This is a genomic window from Streptomyces phaeochromogenes, from assembly GCF_001418655.1.
GTDB classification, from domain to species: domain Bacteria; phylum Actinomycetota; class Actinomycetes; order Streptomycetales; family Streptomycetaceae; genus Streptomyces; species Streptomyces phaeochromogenes.
On record NZ_LIQZ01000146.1, the window covers coordinates 63,691 to 80,779 of the forward strand.

The 17,089-nt window shown below is 68.6% G+C and carries 13 protein-coding genes; 4 read left to right on the forward strand and 9 right to left on the reverse strand.

Annotated features, from left to right (window positions below):
• Positions 1-15 precede the first annotated feature (15 nt).
• From AOK17_RS20190 to AOK17_RS20200, 3 genes are all read right to left on the reverse strand, one after another.
• Positions 16-582 (reverse strand): helix-turn-helix domain-containing protein, encoded by a 567-nt coding sequence (locus AOK17_RS20190; protein WP_055613934.1) that lies wholly within the window; start codon positions 580-582, stop codon positions 16-18.
• 375 nt (positions 583-957) lie between these two features.
• Positions 958-3,573 carry an ABC transporter permease/substrate binding protein gene (locus AOK17_RS20195; RefSeq protein WP_055613906.1) on the reverse strand — a complete coding sequence of 872 codons (2,616 nt, stop codon included), beginning with the start codon at positions 3,571-3,573 and terminating at the stop codon, positions 958-960.
• Positions 3,566-4,654, reverse strand: coding sequence for a quaternary amine ABC transporter ATP-binding protein (locus AOK17_RS20200; RefSeq protein WP_055613907.1), 1,089 nt, complete (start codon positions 4,652-4,654; stop codon positions 3,566-3,568). Before AOK17_RS20200 ends, AOK17_RS20195 begins: the two co-directional genes overlap by 8 nt.
• A gap of 278 nt (positions 4,655-4,932) precedes the next feature.
• On the opposite strand from AOK17_RS20200, the gene AOK17_RS20205 reads away from it, so the two are divergent.
• Both AOK17_RS20205 and AOK17_RS20210 read left to right on the forward strand, forming a co-directional pair.
• On the forward strand, positions 4,933-5,880 hold the full coding sequence (locus AOK17_RS20205; RefSeq protein WP_245697248.1) for a 5'-3' exonuclease: 948 nt from the start codon (positions 4,933-4,935) through the stop codon (positions 5,878-5,880).
• Between the two features lie 109 nt (positions 5,881-5,989).
• Positions 5,990-6,832 (forward strand): siderophore-interacting protein, encoded by an 843-nt coding sequence (locus tag AOK17_RS20210; protein WP_055613909.1) that lies wholly within the window; start codon positions 5,990-5,992, stop codon positions 6,830-6,832.
• 134 nt (positions 6,833-6,966) lie between these two features.
• Here AOK17_RS20210 and AOK17_RS20215 read toward each other — a convergent pair whose 3' ends face one another.
• The 3 genes from AOK17_RS20215 to AOK17_RS20225 form a co-directional block, all read right to left on the reverse strand.
• Positions 6,967-7,746, reverse strand: a complete 780-nt coding sequence (locus AOK17_RS20215; protein WP_055613910.1) for an ABC transporter permease — start codon at positions 7,744-7,746, stop codon at positions 6,967-6,969.
• Positions 7,743-8,774, reverse strand: coding sequence for an ATP-binding cassette domain-containing protein (locus AOK17_RS20220; RefSeq protein ID WP_055613911.1), 1,032 nt, complete (start codon positions 8,772-8,774; stop codon positions 7,743-7,745). Before AOK17_RS20220 ends, AOK17_RS20215 begins: the two co-directional genes overlap by 4 nt.
• 199 nt (positions 8,775-8,973) lie before the next feature.
• Positions 8,974-9,624 carry a PadR family transcriptional regulator gene (locus AOK17_RS20225; protein WP_107102450.1) on the reverse strand — a complete coding sequence of 217 codons (651 nt, stop codon included), beginning with the start codon at positions 9,622-9,624 and terminating at the stop codon, positions 8,974-8,976.
• Between the two features lie 264 nt (positions 9,625-9,888).
• Between AOK17_RS20225 and AOK17_RS20230 the strand changes: the two genes are divergently transcribed.
• Entirely contained in the window at positions 9,889-11,451 is a 1,563-nt protein-coding gene (locus tag AOK17_RS20230) for an amino acid permease (protein WP_055613912.1), read from the forward strand.
• Between the two features lie 140 nt (positions 11,452-11,591).
• Here the strand turns inward: AOK17_RS20230 and AOK17_RS20235 are convergent, their stop codons facing one another.
• Both AOK17_RS20235 and AOK17_RS20240 read right to left on the reverse strand, forming a co-directional pair.
• Positions 11,592-12,941: a cytochrome P450 gene (locus AOK17_RS20235; RefSeq protein ID WP_055613913.1), complete on the reverse strand. Its 1,350-nt coding sequence runs from the start codon at positions 12,939-12,941 to the stop codon at positions 11,592-11,594.
• A 129-nt stretch (positions 12,942-13,070) separates the two neighbouring features.
• Complete coding sequence (locus tag AOK17_RS20240; RefSeq protein WP_157881363.1) at positions 13,071-14,120, reverse strand: terpene synthase family protein; 1,050 nt, start codon at positions 14,118-14,120, stop codon at positions 13,071-13,073.
• 461 nt (positions 14,121-14,581) lie between these two features.
• Here AOK17_RS20240 and AOK17_RS20245 point away from each other — a divergent pair, with 461 nt between their 5' ends.
• The gene (locus tag AOK17_RS20245; protein WP_079053160.1) at positions 14,582-15,529 is read left to right on the forward strand and encodes an RluA family pseudouridine synthase; all 948 of its coding nucleotides are present in this window, start codon (positions 14,582-14,584) and stop codon (positions 15,527-15,529) included.
• An 18-nt stretch (positions 15,530-15,547) separates the two neighbouring features.
• On the opposite strand, the gene AOK17_RS20250 is transcribed toward AOK17_RS20245, so the two are convergent.
• Complete coding sequence (locus AOK17_RS20250) at positions 15,548-17,023, reverse strand: cytochrome P450 (RefSeq protein ID WP_055613916.1); 1,476 nt, start codon at positions 17,021-17,023, stop codon at positions 15,548-15,550.
• Positions 17,024-17,089: the final 66 nt, after the last annotated feature.

The window sequence follows — 17,089 nt, forward strand, 5'->3', positions numbered from 1 at the left end:
TACTCCGGATGACGGTCATCGGCGTGGATCGTCCTCCACGGCCTCGATGTGGTCCGCGACCGCGACGATGAGCACGCGCGTCTCCGCGTCGGTCGCCCGCCACCGGTGCCGTACGCCGCCTGTCAGGTGCAGTGTGTCGCCGCGTCCCAGCCGGTACGCGCGGCCCTCCGCCTCGACCTCGACGGCGCCGTCGGCCACGTACATCAACTCGTCGTTGCGGTGCTGGAATTCGCGGCCGGCGTCGTGGTCGCCGGAGAACTCCATTGCGTGCAACTGGTGGTGACCGCGCACCAGGGGGCGCACTCGGGGCTCATGGGTGAACTCGGAGTCGTCCGCGCGCACCACGTCGACGCTGCGCGCCGGGTCGGCGGCGGCGAGGAGCTCGACACAGGTGGTGTGCAGGGCGTCCGCGACCCGCTGGAGGGAACGCATGCTGGGCCGCGCCCGCTCGTTCTCGACCTGGCTCAGGAACGGCACCGACAGGCCGCTGCGCTCGGCGACGACGGCGAGGGTGAGCTCCAGTGCCCGGCGCCGCCGCCTGACGGCCGCGCCCACTCGAAGGGTCTCTTTGTTTTCGTCCATCGCCTCGGCTCCCCCCTGTGCGTCGTCGGTGCGCTGCTCGGTGCATGCGTGCGGTGCGGTGCGGTGGCGGCACGTTCGTTGTACGTACACGCCAATTTCTCGCGAGTTCCTGATGTCTTGTCTGCACCCTACGGGTGTTCGGCAAACCGTTTCATGCGCCCGTCACATCGCTGTAAACATCGCCGCACCGATCGCGTGACCGCCCGTCACGGTTCGCGCCGGTGGGAGAGCCGGCGCGGCCGTCGGGGCGTGCGGACGGCGCCGGAAAGCCGGCGTGGCCCTTGCCCGGGTCGTATGCACAGGAAACGCCGCGAGGGGTGGGCCTCGCCGTTCGGCGCTGCCCACCCCTCGCGGGGGTCCCCACTGGGGACGTGTCTACTGCGGAGTCATCCGTTCCACCATGTCCGGGTGCTCCTTGAGCCACGCGGAGACGGCTTCCTCCTCCTGGCCCTGACCGCGGTCCTTGATCTCGCTCTCCAGGCTGCCGAGCTCGTCCTCGCTCATCTTGAAGTTCTTGATCCACTTCGTGAGCTGCGGGTACTGCTCGGGGAACTTCTTGCTGGAGATGGTCCGGATCGTGTTGCCCTCACCGAACGTCTTCTTCGGGTCCGCGAGCTTCGTCAGCTCGTACTCGCTGTAGGCCCAGTGCGGCGACCAGAGCGTGACGGCGACGGGCTCCTTCTTGGCGTACGCGCGCTTCAGCTCGGCCAGCATCGCGGGCGTGGAGCCGTCGACGATCTCGTACTCCTTGTCCAGGCCGTAGCCGGGCAGGACCTTCGTCTTGGCGAGGTTCATCTCGCCGGTGCCCGGTTCGATGCCGATGATCTTCCCGTTGAAGAGATCGCCCTTGCCCTTGAGGTCCGCGAGGGACTTGACGTCCTTCACGTACGAGGGCACCGCGATCTCCAGGGAGGTCGGCTCGTACCAGGTGCCGAGGTCGCGCAGGTTGTTCTTGTGCTTGTCCCAGTAGTTCGCCTGCGCGTACGGCAGCCAGGCGTCGAAGTTGAGGTCGATGTCACCGGTGGCCAGGCCTGTGTAGACCGGGCCGACGTCCATCTGCTTCAGGTTCAGCTTGTAGCCGCGCCGGGCCAGGACGTCCTTCCACAGGTAGGTGACGGCGACGTCCTCGTCCCAGGGGAACCAGGCGACGTCGACCGTGCGCTTCGCCTCGGCCGGGGTGCCGGAGGACGACTTCTCGACCGGGGCCAGCTTGTCGACGACACCGGGGTTGCTCTTCAGCCAGGTGCGTACGGCGTCCTGCTGCTTGCCCTTGCCGGCCTTGTTGATGTCCGCCTCAAGGCTGGTGAGCTGCTTCTCGGTCATCTTGAAGCTCTTGAGCCACTTGGCGACGACCGGGTTGTCCTGCGCGAAGCCCTTGCGGGAGAGCGTGTGCACGCCGTCGCCCTTGCCCCAGGCCACCTTCGGGTCCTTGAGCTTCTTCATCTTGTACTCGCTGTACGCCCAGTGCGGCGACCAGAGCGTGCCGACGAACGGCTCCTTCTTGGCGTACGCGCGCTTCAGCTCGGCCAGCATCGCCGGCGTGGAGCTGTCGACGACCTTGTACTCCTTGTCGAGCCCGTACTCCTTGAGGACCTTGGTCTTGAGGAGGCCCATCATTCCGGCGCTGGACTCGATGCCGGTGATCTTGCCGTCGAACTCGCCCGCCTTGCCCTTGAGGTCCTCCAGGGAGTCGATGCCCTTCATGTAGGCGGGCACGCTCAGTTCCAGGGACGTCGGGCCGTACCAGGAGCCCAGGTCGTCGAGCTGCTTGCCGTACTTCTTCCAGTACTGCTCGTGGGTGACCGGCAGCCAGGAGTCGGTCTGGAAGTCGATGTCGCCCTGGGCGAGCGAGGTGTAGAGCGGGCCGGCGTCGAACTGCTTGGTCTCGACCTCGAAGCCGCGCTGCTCCAGGATCTCCTTCCAGAGGAAGGTGGAGGCGACGCCCTCGTCCCAGGGGATGTAGCCGATGCTGACCTTCTTGCCCTGGCCGACGTTCCCGCCGTCGGACGCGGTGGTCTCGCTGTCGCCGGAGCCGAAGATGCCCATGCCGCCCGCGACGAGCGCGAGCACGACGACGCCGATGACGGCAACGGAGGGCCGGGGGCGGTAGGACCAGATCTGCAGGCCCTGTGCGGCACGCAGCTTGGCGGCGGTTCGGCGGCCGAGCGGCGAGACCTGGGTGCCCAGGGCGCTGGTCATGCGGTCCAGGTAGATGGCGAGGATGACGATGGCTATGCCCGCCTCGGCGCCGAGGCCGACGTTGAGCTGGCCGATCGCCTCGTTCACGTCGCCGCCGAGGCCGCCGGTGCCGACCATGCCCGCGATGGCGGCCATGGACAGGCCCAGCATGATGACCTGGTTGACGCCGGCCATGACGGTGGGCAGCGCCAGCGGCAGCTGGACGCGCAGCAGGATGTTGCGGGGGGTGGTGCCGAACGCGTCGGCGGCCTCGACCAGCTCCTTGTCGACCTGGCGGATGCCCAGTTCCGTCATACGGACGCCGGGTGCCAGGGCGAAGATCAGGGTGGCCACGATGCCCGCGGGTCCGCCGGTGCCGAAGAACAGGATCGCCGGGATGAGGTAGATCATCGCGGGCATCGTCTGCATGAGGTCGAGCACGGGGCGGACGATGCCGCTGACGCGGTCCGAGCGTGCCGCCCAGATCCCGACGGGCACGGAGATGACGAGCGCGATGATCGTCGCCACCAGGACCAGCGACAGGGTCACCATCGCGTTCTCCCACAGTTCGAGGGAGTCGATGAAGGCGAATCCCACGAAGGCGAGGACACCGGCGGACGTGCCGCGCAGCCAGAACGCGATGACCGCGAAGATGCCCGCGAGGAGAAGGGGTTCGGGCGCCTGGAGGACGTCGTTGATGACGTCGTAGGTGCCCTGGAAGACGGTCTTCAGGAAGTCGAAGAGCCACGCCATGTGGTTGAGCAGCCAGTCGACCGTGTCGTTGACCCAGTCGCCGAAGGGGATCCTAGGCACCGGCCTTCACCGCCTTGACGCTCTTGTCGCGCGGTGTGTCGCAGGGCACTGGTTCGCCCTGTTCGTCGCCGAGGAAGCCGACGAGCCGCTGCCGGGGTACGACACCGAGCAGCTTGCCCTTCTTGTCGACGACCGCCACGGGGTGCGTCAGCCGCGCGCTGATGGCGCACAGGTCGCCGAACGAGGAGTCGGGCCTGGCGGTCTCACAGTTGCAGTCGGCCTCGTCGCCGCGCAGTTCCGTGTCCATGACAGAGGACGCGGTGAGGACCCGGGAGCGGTCGACGTCCTTCGTGAAGGAGGCGACGTAGTCGTTCGCGGGGCGGACGAGGATGTCCTCGGCGGTGCCGATCTGGACGATGCTGCCGTCGCGCATGACGGCGATGCGGTCGCCCAGGCGCATGGCCTCGTTGAGGTCGTGGGTGATGAAGACGATGGTCTTCTTGAGCTTCTTCTGCAGCTCGATCAGCTGGTCCTGCATGTCGCGGCGGATCAGCGGGTCGAGCGCGCTGAAGGACTCGTCCATCAGCAGCAGGTCGGCGTCGGTGGCGAGCGCCCGGGCGAGGCCCACGCGCTGCTGCATACCGCCGGACAGCTCGTCGGGCCAGGACGTCTCCCAGCCGGCGAGTCCGGCCAGCACCAGGGCCTTGGTGGCACGCTCCTCACGCTCGGCGCGCGGCACGCCCTGCACCTCGAGGCCGTACGCGGCGTTCTCCAGGACGCTGCGGTGCGGGAAGAGCGCGAAGTGCTGGAAGACCATGCTGACCTTCCTGGAGCGGACCTCGCGCATCTCGCGGTCGTTGAGCGCGGTCAGGTCCTGCCCGTCGAAGACCACACGTCCCGCGGTCGGCTCGAGGAGCCCGTTGAGCATGCGCAGCAACGTGGACTTGCCGGACCCCGACAGGCCCATGACGACGAAGATCTCGCCCGGTTCGACGGTGAACGACGCGTCGATCACCGCGGCCGTGGTGCCGTCCGCGCGCAGTTCCTCACGGTCGGCTCCCCCGCGCAGTCGCTCGACCGCCTCGCCGGGTCGTCTGCCGAACACTTTGTAGAGCTGTTCCGCCTGCAGCCTGGATGACACAAGTACCTCTCGGGTCGAACGAAGACGGCCCGCCTCCCCCGCCGGCGGGCCGTGGAGCGACGCGGGTTCCGCCCGCTCGTCCGGTGCGCATATGTCAGATGTGGTTGAAAATGCGACCGGGTTCGCTCCGGCTCGGCGCCTGCCCCCGCCTCGATGGCGCAAACGCGACCGTGTCCCAGTTCACAAGGCGTTTACATCCGGACGGTGCGGGCACTCGTTTTCGCCCACTCTCCGCGCCGGCCGGTGACTACCGGTGACTGTCAGCGGCGTACGGCATGATGCGAGGCGTGACGCAGCAGACGCAGCAGCCCCGGCGAACGATGCTCCTCGACACCGCCTCCCTGTACTTCCGAGCCTATTTCGGGGTCCCGGATTCCGTACGGGCCCCGGACGGCACACCGGTGAACGCCGTGCGGGGCCTGCTGGAGTTCATCGACCGGCTGGTGAAGGACCACCATCCGGACGACCTGGTCGCCTGCATGGACGCGGACTGGCGGCCCCAGTGGCGGGTCGACCTGATCCCCTCCTACAAGGCGCATCGCGTCGCCCAGGAGACCGAGACCGGCCCGGACGAGGAGGAGGTGCCCGACACCCTCTCGCCCCAGGTGCCGGTCATCGAGGCGGTCCTGGACGCGCTGGGCATCGCGCGCGTGGGCGTCGAGGGGTACGAGGCGGACGACGTGATCGGGACGTTCACCGGCCGCGCCACGGGCCCGGTCGACATCGTCACCGGCGACCGCGACCTGTACCAACTGGTCGACGACAAGCGGGAGGTGCGCGTGCTGTACCCGCTCAAGGGTGTCGGCATGCTCCAGATCACGGACGAGGCCTGGCTGCGCGAGAAGTACGGCGTCGACGGCGCGGGGTACGCGACCCTGGCGCTGCTGCGCGGCGACCCGAGCGACGGTCTGCCGGGGGTGCCGGGCATCGGCGAGAAGACGGCCTCCAAGCTGCTGGCCGAGTTCGGCGACCTGGTCGGGATCATGGCCGCGGTCGACGACCCCAAGGCCAAGCTCACACCGTCCCAGCGCAAGCGTCTCGACGAGTCCCGGCCGTACGTCGCCGTCGCGCCCAAAGTCGTCCGGGTGGCCGGAGACGTACCCTTGCCGGACGTAACCACCGCTCTGCCCCGCACGCCGCGCGATCCGGCAGCTCTGGAGGAGCTCGCGACACGCTGGGGCCTGGGTGGTTCGCTGGCGCGACTGCTGACGACACTCCACGGGTGAAGCAGCAATTCGATTCCCACGAAACGGTAATCGGGTTCTCAAGAAGGGGGCGCCAGTGGACGGTGAGGTGCTAACTTAGGTAAGCCTAAGCGAACTTCGGGAGGCTGTCATGGCAGAGCGTCCGGCACGGAGGGCCCCCAAGCCCCACGCCGCGAGCGTGATCCGCACGGAGCGACTCACGCCGCATATGCAACGTGTCGTCCTCGGCGGCGACGGCCTCGCCGAATTCACCGCGGGCACGAGCACCGACCACTACGTCAAGCTGCTGTTCGGCGCCGAGGGCGTGACCTATCCGGAGCCCTTCGACATCGCCCGGATCCGCGAGGAGTTCCCGCGCGACCAGTGGCCCGTGACGCGCACGTACACGGTGCGCGCCTGGGACCCCGAACTGCACGAGCTGACACTCGACTTCGTGATCCACGGCGACGAGGGCCTCGCCGGGCCGTGGGCGACACGCGTCCAGGCCGGCGAGATCGTCCGGTTCCTCGGCCCCGGCGGTGCGTACGCCCCCGACGCCGGGGCGGACTGGCATCTGCTGGCCGGTGACGAGAGCGCGCTGCCCGCGATCGCCGCCTCGCTGGAGGCGATGCCCGACGGTGCGCGGGTGCACGCCTTCGTGGAGGTCTCGGGGCCCGAGGAGGAGCAGAAGATCGACTCCGACGTGGAGGTCGTCTGGCTGCACCGCGGCGACCGGCCCATCGGTGAGGCGCTGGTCGAGGCCGTACGGGGCCTTTCGTTCCCCGAGGGCCGGGTGCACGCGTTCGTGCACGGTGAGGCCGCCTTCGTGAAGGAGCTTCGGCGGCTGCTCCGCGTCGAGCACGAGGTCGCCCGCGAGGATCTGTCCATCTCCGGGTACTGGCGGCTGGGGCACAACGAGGACGGGTGGCAGGCCGCGAAGCGGGACTGGAACGCGCAGGTCGAGGCGGAGCAGGAGGCTCCGCCGGTTTCCTAGGGTTCCGCTCCCAGGGTTTGGTTGTCGACTGCGGGTCCGCCTGGGCTGGTCGCGCCCACGCGGCGGAGCCGCAGAATGTCACAGCCCCGCGCCCCTGAAGGGGCGCGGCCACAGAGCGACCGCCCCCCAAGGGGCTACACCGAGCGCTGGTACGCCCTGAACGTGCGGATCGACAGCCACACCGCCGTCACCGCCAGGGCCAGGAGTGCTCCGCTCCTGGTCAGCACTACGGACCAGTCCGGGTTGTCCGACATTGCTGAACGGCCCGCCACCATCGCCCAGTTGAGCGGGTTGTAGTCGGCGATGGTGCGCATCCAGCCGGGCATCTGGGACGGGGCCATGAAGGCGGAGGAGAGGAAGGTCAGCGGCAGCAGCAGGAAGGTGTTGATGCCGATGATCGACTCCCGCTGGCGCACCAGCATGCCGAGCGCGTTCGAGAAGGCGCCGAAGACCGTGCCTAGCAGTGAGGCCGCGACGACGAGGACGAGCAGGCCCGCGGCCCCGCCGGGATAGTCCGCGCCGCCGAGCTTGCCGAGCAGGATGATCAGCAGGGACTGCACGGCCGTGGTGAGCGCCTGCTGCACGACGTTGGCGTTCATCAGGGCGCCGCGGCCGACCGGAGTGGTCAGGAACCGGTTGAGCGTGCCGCGCTCGATCTCCTCCAACGTGCCCATGCCGGCCCACATGTTGGAGCTGAGCGCGCTCATCACGACGATGCCCGGCACGAGGTAGTCGAGATAGCTGGTCGTGCCGAAGCCACCGAGCTCGACGACCTCCTTGAAGAGGTTGCCGAACAGGAAGAGCCAGATCGCGGGCTGGATCAGCATCATCACGACGTACGCGGGCTGGCGCAGCACCGCCGTCAGCTGGCGCTGTGTCATGTACCAGGTCTGGGTGAGGGCGTTGATGCTCATCGGGTGCCTCCCGTGAGGGCGAGGTCGTCGGAGCCCCCGGCCGATACCGCTGCCGCGGCCTCGGCTTCGCCGTAGCGGCGGCCCGCGTAGCGCAGATAGACGTCGTCGAGCGACGGGCGGGCGACGGTGGCGGCGCTGACGGCGACCCCGGCGCGTTCCAGGGCGGCGAGCAGGGCGGGCACGGCCGCGGCCCCGTCCTCGGCGCGGACGCTGATGCGGCGGCCGTCGAGGAGTGCCTCGTACACGCCGGGCAGGGCGGTGAGGGCGCCCGTCAGGAGCGTACGGCCGGCCTCGCCGACCGGGTGGCGCAGTTCCACGTGGACGGCGTCGCCGCGGAGTTCGCCCTTGAGGGCGTCCGGCGTGCCCTCGACGACGACTCGGCCGCGGTCGACGATCGCGATGTGCCCGGCGAGACGGTCGGCCTCTTCCAGGTAGTGCGTGGTGAGCAGGATGGTCAGGCCCTCGTCGCCGGCGAGGCGGGCGATCTCGTCCCACATCGCGGTGCGCGCCTCGGGGTCGAGGCCGGTCGTCGGCTCGTCGAGGAAGAGGACCTCGGGCCGGTGGACGAGGCCGAGAGCGACGTCGAGGCGGCGCTGCATGCCTCCGGAGTAACCCTTGACCTGGCGGCCGGCCGCGTCCGTGAGGTGGAAGCGGGCCAGCAGCTCGTCCACCCGTCGACGGAGGGCCGCGCCCTTCAACCCGTAGAGCCTGCCCTGGAGTTGGAGATTCTCGCGGCCGGTGGCCACCGGGTCGGCGCCGGACTTCTGGGCGACCACGCCGATCGCGCGGCGCACCCGGTCCGGGTGGCGCAGGACGTCGTGGCCCGCGACCGTGGCGGTACCCGAGTCGGGGCGCGCGAGGGTGGTGAGGATCTTGACGGTGGTTGACTTGCCGGCGCCGTTCGGGCCGAGGAGTCCGAAGACGGTGCCTGCCTCGACGGTGAGGTCCATGCCGCTGAGGGCGGTGACCTCGCCGGGGTAGGTCTTGATCAGCTGACGCGCCTGCACTGCGGGCGCACGGGTGCTCATGACGACTGCTCTCCTGGGTGAGCGGATGACGGCCGATCCACGTGAAGAGCGCCGGGCTATCCTGGGTGTGCCGCACCTCGATCGCCTGGCCTGCCTCACCGCGGAGTCGGCTCGGGGTTCGAGACCCTGGCGGAGCTGGTGCAACAGCTCTGCCGGGGTCTGTTCTTCTTGCTACTGCTTCACTCCTGGTCGAAGTGATTCACTCCTGGTCGACGTGGCGGGCCTCCAACTCCTCGAATTCGGGCGGTACTTCCCCGGTCTCGTGGAAGCTCCGCCACTCCTTGATCCCGTCGAGCGCGCCGGACCGCAGCTCCCGCAGGAATCCGCGGACCCACTCGGCCTGCGCCTCGACCATGTGCAGTTGGTACTCGCTCTCGACGAGGAAGATCCGCGGCAGCGTCTCGTACAGCTTCGTGAGGCCGCCGCGGGCGCTGGCCGCCTGCACCTCCAGCACCTTGAGCCGCTCGGTCAGCAGCCTCGCCACCTCGTCGGGGTGGATCACCGCCATCAGCGAGAGGGCGGCCTCGAAGATCGGGAACTCACGGGCCGGGACGGAGAGCAGGTCCGACAGCCACTCCGTCGCCTCCTCGCGCCCGGCGTCCGTGATGCCGTAGAGCGTGCGCTCGGGACGGTTGCCCTGCCGCTGCACCTCGGCGACCTCGACGAATCCGTGCTTCTCCAGGTTCTGCACGACCGTGTAGAGCGAGCCGTAGTTGATCTTCAGGCTCGCGTCCTTGCCGCGGCTGCGCAGGGTCTGGGCGATCTCGTACGGATGCATCGGCCGCTCGGTGAGCAGCACCATGACGGCCAGCGCCAGGGGGTTGCCGAGCTTGCGGCGCTTGATCGCCACCGGGATCACCACTCATATCCTCGTACACGAATATCCGTGGCCGAACATATCGCGTCTTGACGGCGAGCGTCAATACACACGATGTATCGCGATTCAGGGTCCGGCGCAAGGGCGTGAGGACTTAGGCCCGGCCTCGACATGGTCGCGTCATGCGGGCGAAACAGGCTCTCCCTAATTTCTGTCACCCGACAGGAATTCCGCCGCGGAGTTCCTCAGTCGCCGCCAGGATCCCGCTCCCCTGCGCCGAAGGCAGGTGCCGCCGCCGTGACCACTACCGCCCCCTCCGACGTACGCCCCGATCCGCCGGAGTCGACCGGCGACCGCTCCCTCGCGGAGTTCGGCTACCGCCAGGAGCTGCATCGCAGCCTGGGCCGGTACGCCTCGTTCGCCGCCGGCTTCTCCTTCATCTCCGTCCTGACGACCGTCTTCCAGTTCTTCGCCTTCGGGTACGCGTTCGGCGGTCCCGTCTTCTTCTGGGCCTGGCCCGCCGTGCTGATCGGCCAGATGCTGGTCGCCGCGTGCTTCGCCGAGCTGGCCGCGCGCTATCCGATCTCCGGCGCCATCTACCAGTGGTCGTCCCGGCTCTCCAACCTCACCTTCGGCTGGTTCGCCGGCTGGATCATGGTGATCGGACAGATCGTGGTGGTCGCCGCCGCGGCGCTCGCGCTGCAGGTGGTCATGCCCGCGATCTGGTCCGGCTTCCAGCTGATCGGCGACGACCCGGCGCCCACGTCGGCGAGCGGCGCGGCCAACGCGGCGGTCCTGGGCGTGCTCCTGCTGGTCCTGACGACGTTCGTGAACGTCATCGACAACCGGGTGATGTCCCTGATCAACCGCATCGGTGTGACCGCCGAGATCATCGGCGCCGCCCTGATCATCGTGCTCCTGTTCACCCACTCCGAGCGCACCCCCGGCATCACCTTCCACACCGGCACGGCCGCCGAGTCGGGCCTGGTCGGGGCGCTGCTCGTGGGGTCGTTCACGGCGGCGTACGTGATGATCGGCTTCGACAGCGCGGGCGAGATGAGCGAGGAGACGCACCATCCCCGGCGCACCGCGCCCCGCACGATCCTCACCGCGCTCGGTGCCGCGGGGCTGCTCGGCGGCCTGATCATCCTCGGCGGTCTGCTCGCCGCGCCCAGCCTCACCGACGGCCGGCTCGGCGTCGAGGGCCTGAGTTACGTCCTCACCAGCAGCCTGGGCGACGGCGTGGGCCGGGCCCTGCTCGTGGACGTGGTCATCGCCATCGCGGTCGCGACCCTCGCGATCCAGACGTCGGCCTGCCGGATGCTCTTCTCCATGGCCCGCGACGGCCAGATGCCCTTCTCCGGGCGCCTGGCGAAGGTCAACCCGCGCACCGGTATGCCGAGCGCCCCCGCCCTGGTCGTCGGTACCCTCGCCGCGGCCCTGCTGCTCCTCAACTTCGCCTCGCCGGAGGCCTTCCTGGCCATCGGCACCACCTGCATCGTGATGCTGTACCTCGCGTACGCGATGGTCACCGGCCCCCTGCTGTGGCGGCGCCTGCGCGGCGACTTCACGGTCGAGGGCACCGACGAGACGGGCCGCCCGCTCTTCTCCCTCGGCCGCTGGGGCGTCCCCGTCAACGCGCTGGCCCTCCTCTACGGCCTGTTCATGACGGTCAACCTGGCCTGGCCCCGGGCCGAGGTGTACGACCCGGCGGGCGGGCACTGGTACTTCCAGTGGTTCACCGTGCTGTTCTTGCTGGTCACGGTGGGACTGGGATGCCTGTACCGGTGGCTGGGGGCGCATCGAGGGCGCGCTGTGGAGGAAGAGGTACCGCTGGCAGTGCCCGCGGAGTCCAGCTGATCGCCCTGCCTGGCGTCCGGTCCGTGCGGGCTCGGCCGAAGCCGTGAAGGCTCCGGCCGAGCCCGCTTCTCCAGGCCGTCGATCAGACCCTCGATCGATCCCTCGATCAGGCCAACCTGACAGAGGCCGGCAATGCGCCGTCAGTCAGGCACTGTCTCTGTCTGCAGGCACTCCGCTCGGACCCGGACCCCGTGAGGGGTCAGGGTCATACGCGGTTCGATGTGCGGCGGTTGATCGTCAACACTCGTCAGGCGCCACTGGGCCACGATCGTGGCCAGGGCGAGCGTCGCCAGGGTCATCGCGTAGTTGTCACCGATGCACTTGCGCGCACCGCCGCCGAACGGAATGAAGGCGCCGCGTACGTGTTTCTGCTCAGGAAGCCACCGGTCGGGATCGAAATCGCTCGGGCGCGGATTGAATCGTGCGTCGTGGTGGATGAGATACGGGCTGTAGATGAGGGTGGTCTCGGCGGGGATCAGGGCGTCCGCCAGCCGGGTTTCGGTGGCGGTCGTTCGCGTCAGGATCCATCCGGGAGGGTAGATGCGCAGCGTCTCCGTGATGACCCGGCGTGCCAGGTCGAGCTGGGGAAGGTCGTCCCACGTGGCGGTTCGAGTGCCGAGAACCTTGGCTGTCTCGGTGCGCAACCGCTCTTGCACATCAGGGTGTTGGCACAGGAGATGTAGAGCCCAGGTGAGAGCCACCGCGGTGGATTCGATGCCGGCGACGAGCAGGGTCATGATCTGAGCGTGGATCTCGGTGTCGCCGAGCCCGTTTCCTGCGTCGTCCCGCGTCTTGAGGAGCATCGACAGCACATCGCCGTGGCTCTCGTCGTCCTGCCGGTACGAGCTGATGGTCTTGCTGACCTCGGCCCATGCCCGGTTGCGTGCCCGCTCGTAGCGCACGTTCGAGGGGAGCGGCAGACGGTTCAGTAACGGCGGGAAGACGGCCTGCTGGTAGATACCTCGGAAGATACCCGGCAGACATTCCTTGACGGTGTCTATGGCGGGTCCCGCGGATTCAGCCGTGAACAGTGTCCGGGCAATGGTGTCGCTCGCGAACGTGTACATCTGCTCGGCCACATCGATGGGCTGTCCGTCGCCCCAGTCGATGGCCAGCGTGTCGATCTGCTGGGTCATGATGGCGGCGTATTCGCGCAGGCAAGCGCGGGAGAAGGCCGGCTGCAAGGTGCGTCGCTGCCGCCGATGGGCGCTGTGGGGGCACGCGGCGAGGCCGTCCCCGAGCGCGTTCCCGATCCGCTCGATGAGGGGTCCGCCCTTGTCGTACGTGCGGTCGTGCAGGAGGACTTCCTGGACGAGCTCGGGCCGACAGACCACGACGGCCGTTTGCGGACCCAGCCGTATCTGTACCAAGTCACCATAGGAGGGAAGGGTTTTCAGGAACCGCAGCGGGTCACGGATCAGGGGAAGCAGATGCCCGACGACCGGCAGTGCCCCCGGCGCCCGTGTGATTCCTTCAAGGTCCGTTGCCATGGCGTGTTGGCCCTTCTTGTCGATCCAGGATTTTGACGAGCCAGTGCCCCGAGCCACTCTTGGTCGCATCGACGGGGCGGGAGCATCGTGCGGGCCGGCACCGAGGAGGCCGGGCGCATTCCCTGCCGGTCACCCGTAACTGTGCCGGTAGGCAAGATCCTGGCTCGGGAGCATCGCCTCCAGGTGGGCATGCTGTTGGTCCGACGCGTCCGAGGCGGTGGGGATTGCGTAGCGGGTGGTGTTCCCATACCAGTGCAGGCATCCGTTCGTCCACTGCCGCATTCCGGCTGTGACCTGCAGAATCTCGTCACGGGTGGTGGGCGGCACCCCACGGCTCTTCAGGAAGGGCCGGAGCCGTGCTTCGGCGGCCAGGAAGTCGGCAACTCGCCCCTGAACCTTGGCGACGGCCAAGCGGATGGCTTCCTGCAGCGATATTCCGCTGGAATGCTTCATGACGATGACAACGTTGTGGAAATCTCCACGCATGTCGTCCAGACGAACCGAGTGCAAGTCGTTCTGCCAGGCGACCACATCGCTCGCAGCGTCGATGATCTCCCTGAACAAGGCCGAATCATAGACGCCTTCGGGTACCTCCGTGCCCTGGCTGAGTTCGACCAGATCGAAGCCGAACTCCATTCCTACCGACAAGCGCCTGGTCTGGGTGAAACTTTCAATCCCGGGGGGAGTTCCGCGGAACCGATTCCTGGATTCTTCGGTGAATCCCTGGAAAAATAAATCCAGGTGCCGGTTCAGTCGTCCGCGAAGCGTCGGCGAGAGCCTTTTGCCGGTGCGTATGGACAGGTCCGTGAGCGCCTCGGTGAAAGGAGTTTGCTCCCGTGCGGGGGCAGGGTCCTTCCCGGTGTCGATGATGCCCATCAGGCGTCGGTGGACCGGAGCCCAGGCTTCGGGATCGTCGTAGACCTTCAGCGTGTGCAGGTCGTCCAGGATGAAGGTGACGAAAAGCCATTCCGCGCAGAGGCAGAGGTCCTCGAACGAGGCTTCCGGATAGGTCCAGGCAACAAATTTCCCGTAGCCTGCTTCCAGTCGCTTCCGACCGGCCCGTGTCTCTGCCAGTCCGAGGCTCTCTCCGAGTGAGCGGACATACTCCTCGATCCGCTGAGCGTATGGGCTTTCAGCCGGTGGGGTGGGCTCCGCGTACGTCGGGATCATGGCGAGCATTGAGTCCTCCATGTCTATGGCGCCGGAGTTCGCCAACGCGGGTGAGGCGTGGACGGGCTGCCCGCTCTCGCAGCGAGAAGCCGGGGAATCGGTGGCCGATCGGTGCTTCACGAGGTCCTGGGAGGACATCTCCGTCTGCGCTGTTGGCGTGCCCACTCACGGGCGTGCTCCAAGAGGGCCGAGGCAGTGGCGGCCGCGGCGGGAGGGGCCAGGACGGGTGGCGGCACGGGCTCCCCTTCCACGATGGCGCGAGCAGGACGTGCCGCCTTCGGCGGTACAGCTTCTATCACATCGCAGTTACGTCCAGACCGGAAGTGGCCGTCTTTGATCCGGGCGTGAACGTGTTGCACTCACATCTGGACGGTCGCCCGATCAGGACGTGCACGCCCCCTGCTGTTGACTCCGACTGCCAGGACGCCTCCTGGGACGTCGGCGGAGGGCGGCTCGTACGCTTGATCGTGATGAGACGCAGAAGCCCGATCCCTCCCTCTCCCCTGCCACAACGTGGCGGGGTCGATCCGGTGCGGGTGAAGCTGCCTCCGGGGGCGGCGTGGGCGACCGTGCGTGATCATCTGGTGGAGCGGCTCGCGGTCGAGGCGGGCGTGATCGACGGGATGCTGGACGCGGGGCTGATCGTGGACGCCGCCGGGCGTGCCGTGCCGCGTGACATGGCGTACGTGCCGGGCATGTTCGTGTGGTTCCACCGGGAGCTGCCGTACGAGGTGCCGGTGCCGTTCGCGATGGACGTCGTGTACCGCGACGAGCACGTGGTCGTCGCCGACAAGCCGCATTTCCTGGCCACGACACCACGCGGCAGTCATGTCGCGGAGACCGCGCTCGCGCGGCTGCGCCGGGAGCTGGGCCTGCCCACGCTGGGCGCCGCCCACCGCCTGGACCGGCTCACCGCCGGGCTGGTGCTGTTCACCGTGCGCCCTGAGGAGCGCGGCGCGTACCAGTCGCTGTTCCGCGACCGGCTCATCGCCAAGGAGTACGAGGCCGTGGCCCCGTACGATCCGGCGCTCGCTCTGCCGCGCACCGTGCGCAGCCGGATCGTGAAGGAGCGTGGGGTGATGGCGGCGCGCGAGGTCGAGGGGGAGCCCAATGCCGTCAGCGCCGTGGAGTTGCTGGAACAGCGGGAGGACGGGCTGGCCCGGTATCGGCTGAAGCCCCGCACCGGGCAGACGCACCAACTCCGGGTGCACATGAGCGCGTTGGGGGTGCCGATCCTGGGCGATCCCCTCTATCCCGTGGTGACCGCCCCCGTGGCGGACGGTGACTTCCGGCGTCCGCTCCAACTGCTGGCGCGGGTACTGGAGTTCACCGATCCGGTCACGGGGTGCGAGCACCGGTTCGTCAGCCCGCGCGTGTTGCGGGCCTGGTCGTCGTACGACGAGTGGGCCGCCGGGTAGCCCCGGTGCCCGGTCGGCTCACATGCCGCGCCACCAGCGCTGGAGGCGCCGGAACACGCCCGGTCGGGGGGCCGGTTCGGGCGTTGGCGTCGGCGTCTGGGCAGGGGCCGGAGCAACGGGCTCCGGAGCCGCCGTCTGCGGCTGAGGCCTGCTGACCTGCCAGTCGCTGGGATTCTGTGACGGCACGGCGTACGCGGGCCGCGCCATGACGTCCTGCTGGGGCTTGGGCGCGAACCTCACCGGCAGTTCCACCAGGTGCCGGTTCGAGATGGACGCCCGCCAGCGCAGCTCGTGCTCTTCGCAGTCGAGCTGGACGTCCGGAAGGCGGGTCAGCAACGCGTCGACGCCGACGTCGGCGATGGCCCGGCCGATGTCCTGGCCCGGGCACTCGTGGGGACCACCGCTGAAGGCGAGGTGGGAGCGGTTGCCCTGCATGTTGGCCTTGAGGTCGGGACGGACGCGCGGGTCGACGTTGCCCGGTTCCATACCGAGGATGAGGCCGTCGCCCTTGCGGATGCGCCGGCCACCCAGCTCGGTCTCCTGCTTGGCGACGTACGGGAGGATGGTGCTGAACGGCGGCTCGTCCCACAGGGACTGCTCGACCGCCTGTGGCACCGTCATCTGGCCGCCGTTGAGCTGGGCGCGGAACCCCGGGTCGGTGAGCACGACCCGCAGTACGTTGGCGAGAAGGTTGGCGGTCGCCTCGTACGCGACGATCAGGACGACGCGCAGGTGCTGGGCGACCTCCTCGTCGTTGAGCTGCGCCGGGTCGTTGATCAGCCGGCTGGTGAAGTCGCCCTTGGGTTCGGCCCGGCGGCGGACGGTGAGCCGTGTCAGTACGTCCATGATGTACGCGTTGCTCGCGATGGCGGTCTCGGTGCCCTTGAGCATGTCGCGAGCGGCGTGCACGATCCGGTCGCTGTACTCGTCGGGCATGCCGAAGATCTCGCACATCACCGCCATCGGCAGGTGCTCGGCGAACTGCGCGACCAGGTCGGCCCTGCCCTCCTCGCAGAACTTGTTGACGAGGTGCTGGGTCGCGCGGTTGATGTGACGGCGGATGCCCCGGTGGTCGATGGTCGACATGGCGCTGGTGACCGCTCCGCGCAGCCGCAGGTGTTCGTCGCCCTCGGCGTGGCAGCAGATGGGCTGCCAGGCGATGATCGGCATGAGCGGGTGGTCCGGCTTGACCGTGCCGTCCTGCAGGGCGGTCCACAACCGGGTGTCACGGCTGTACTGCGAGGGGGTGCGCACCATGTGCATGTTCTCGCCGTGGCCGAGCACCACCCAGATCGGCACGTCCTCGTGGAGCAGCGCGGGGGCCACCGCGCCGTGTTCGGCGCGGAGTTTCTCGTACACGGCTCCCAGGTCCTCCGCCTCGGGGCCGTACAGCCGGCGCAGGCCGCCGGGGCCCTTGCCGTGGGCGGGGCAACCGGGGGGCGGACCGAGCGAGGGGTCGTCCGTACCGGTCAGGGAGTGGGATTCAGTCACGATGATCGCTCCGAGCTGAAGTGGATCCGGTGTCTGGGGAGTTGGTGAAAACCGGGAGGGGACTCCGTG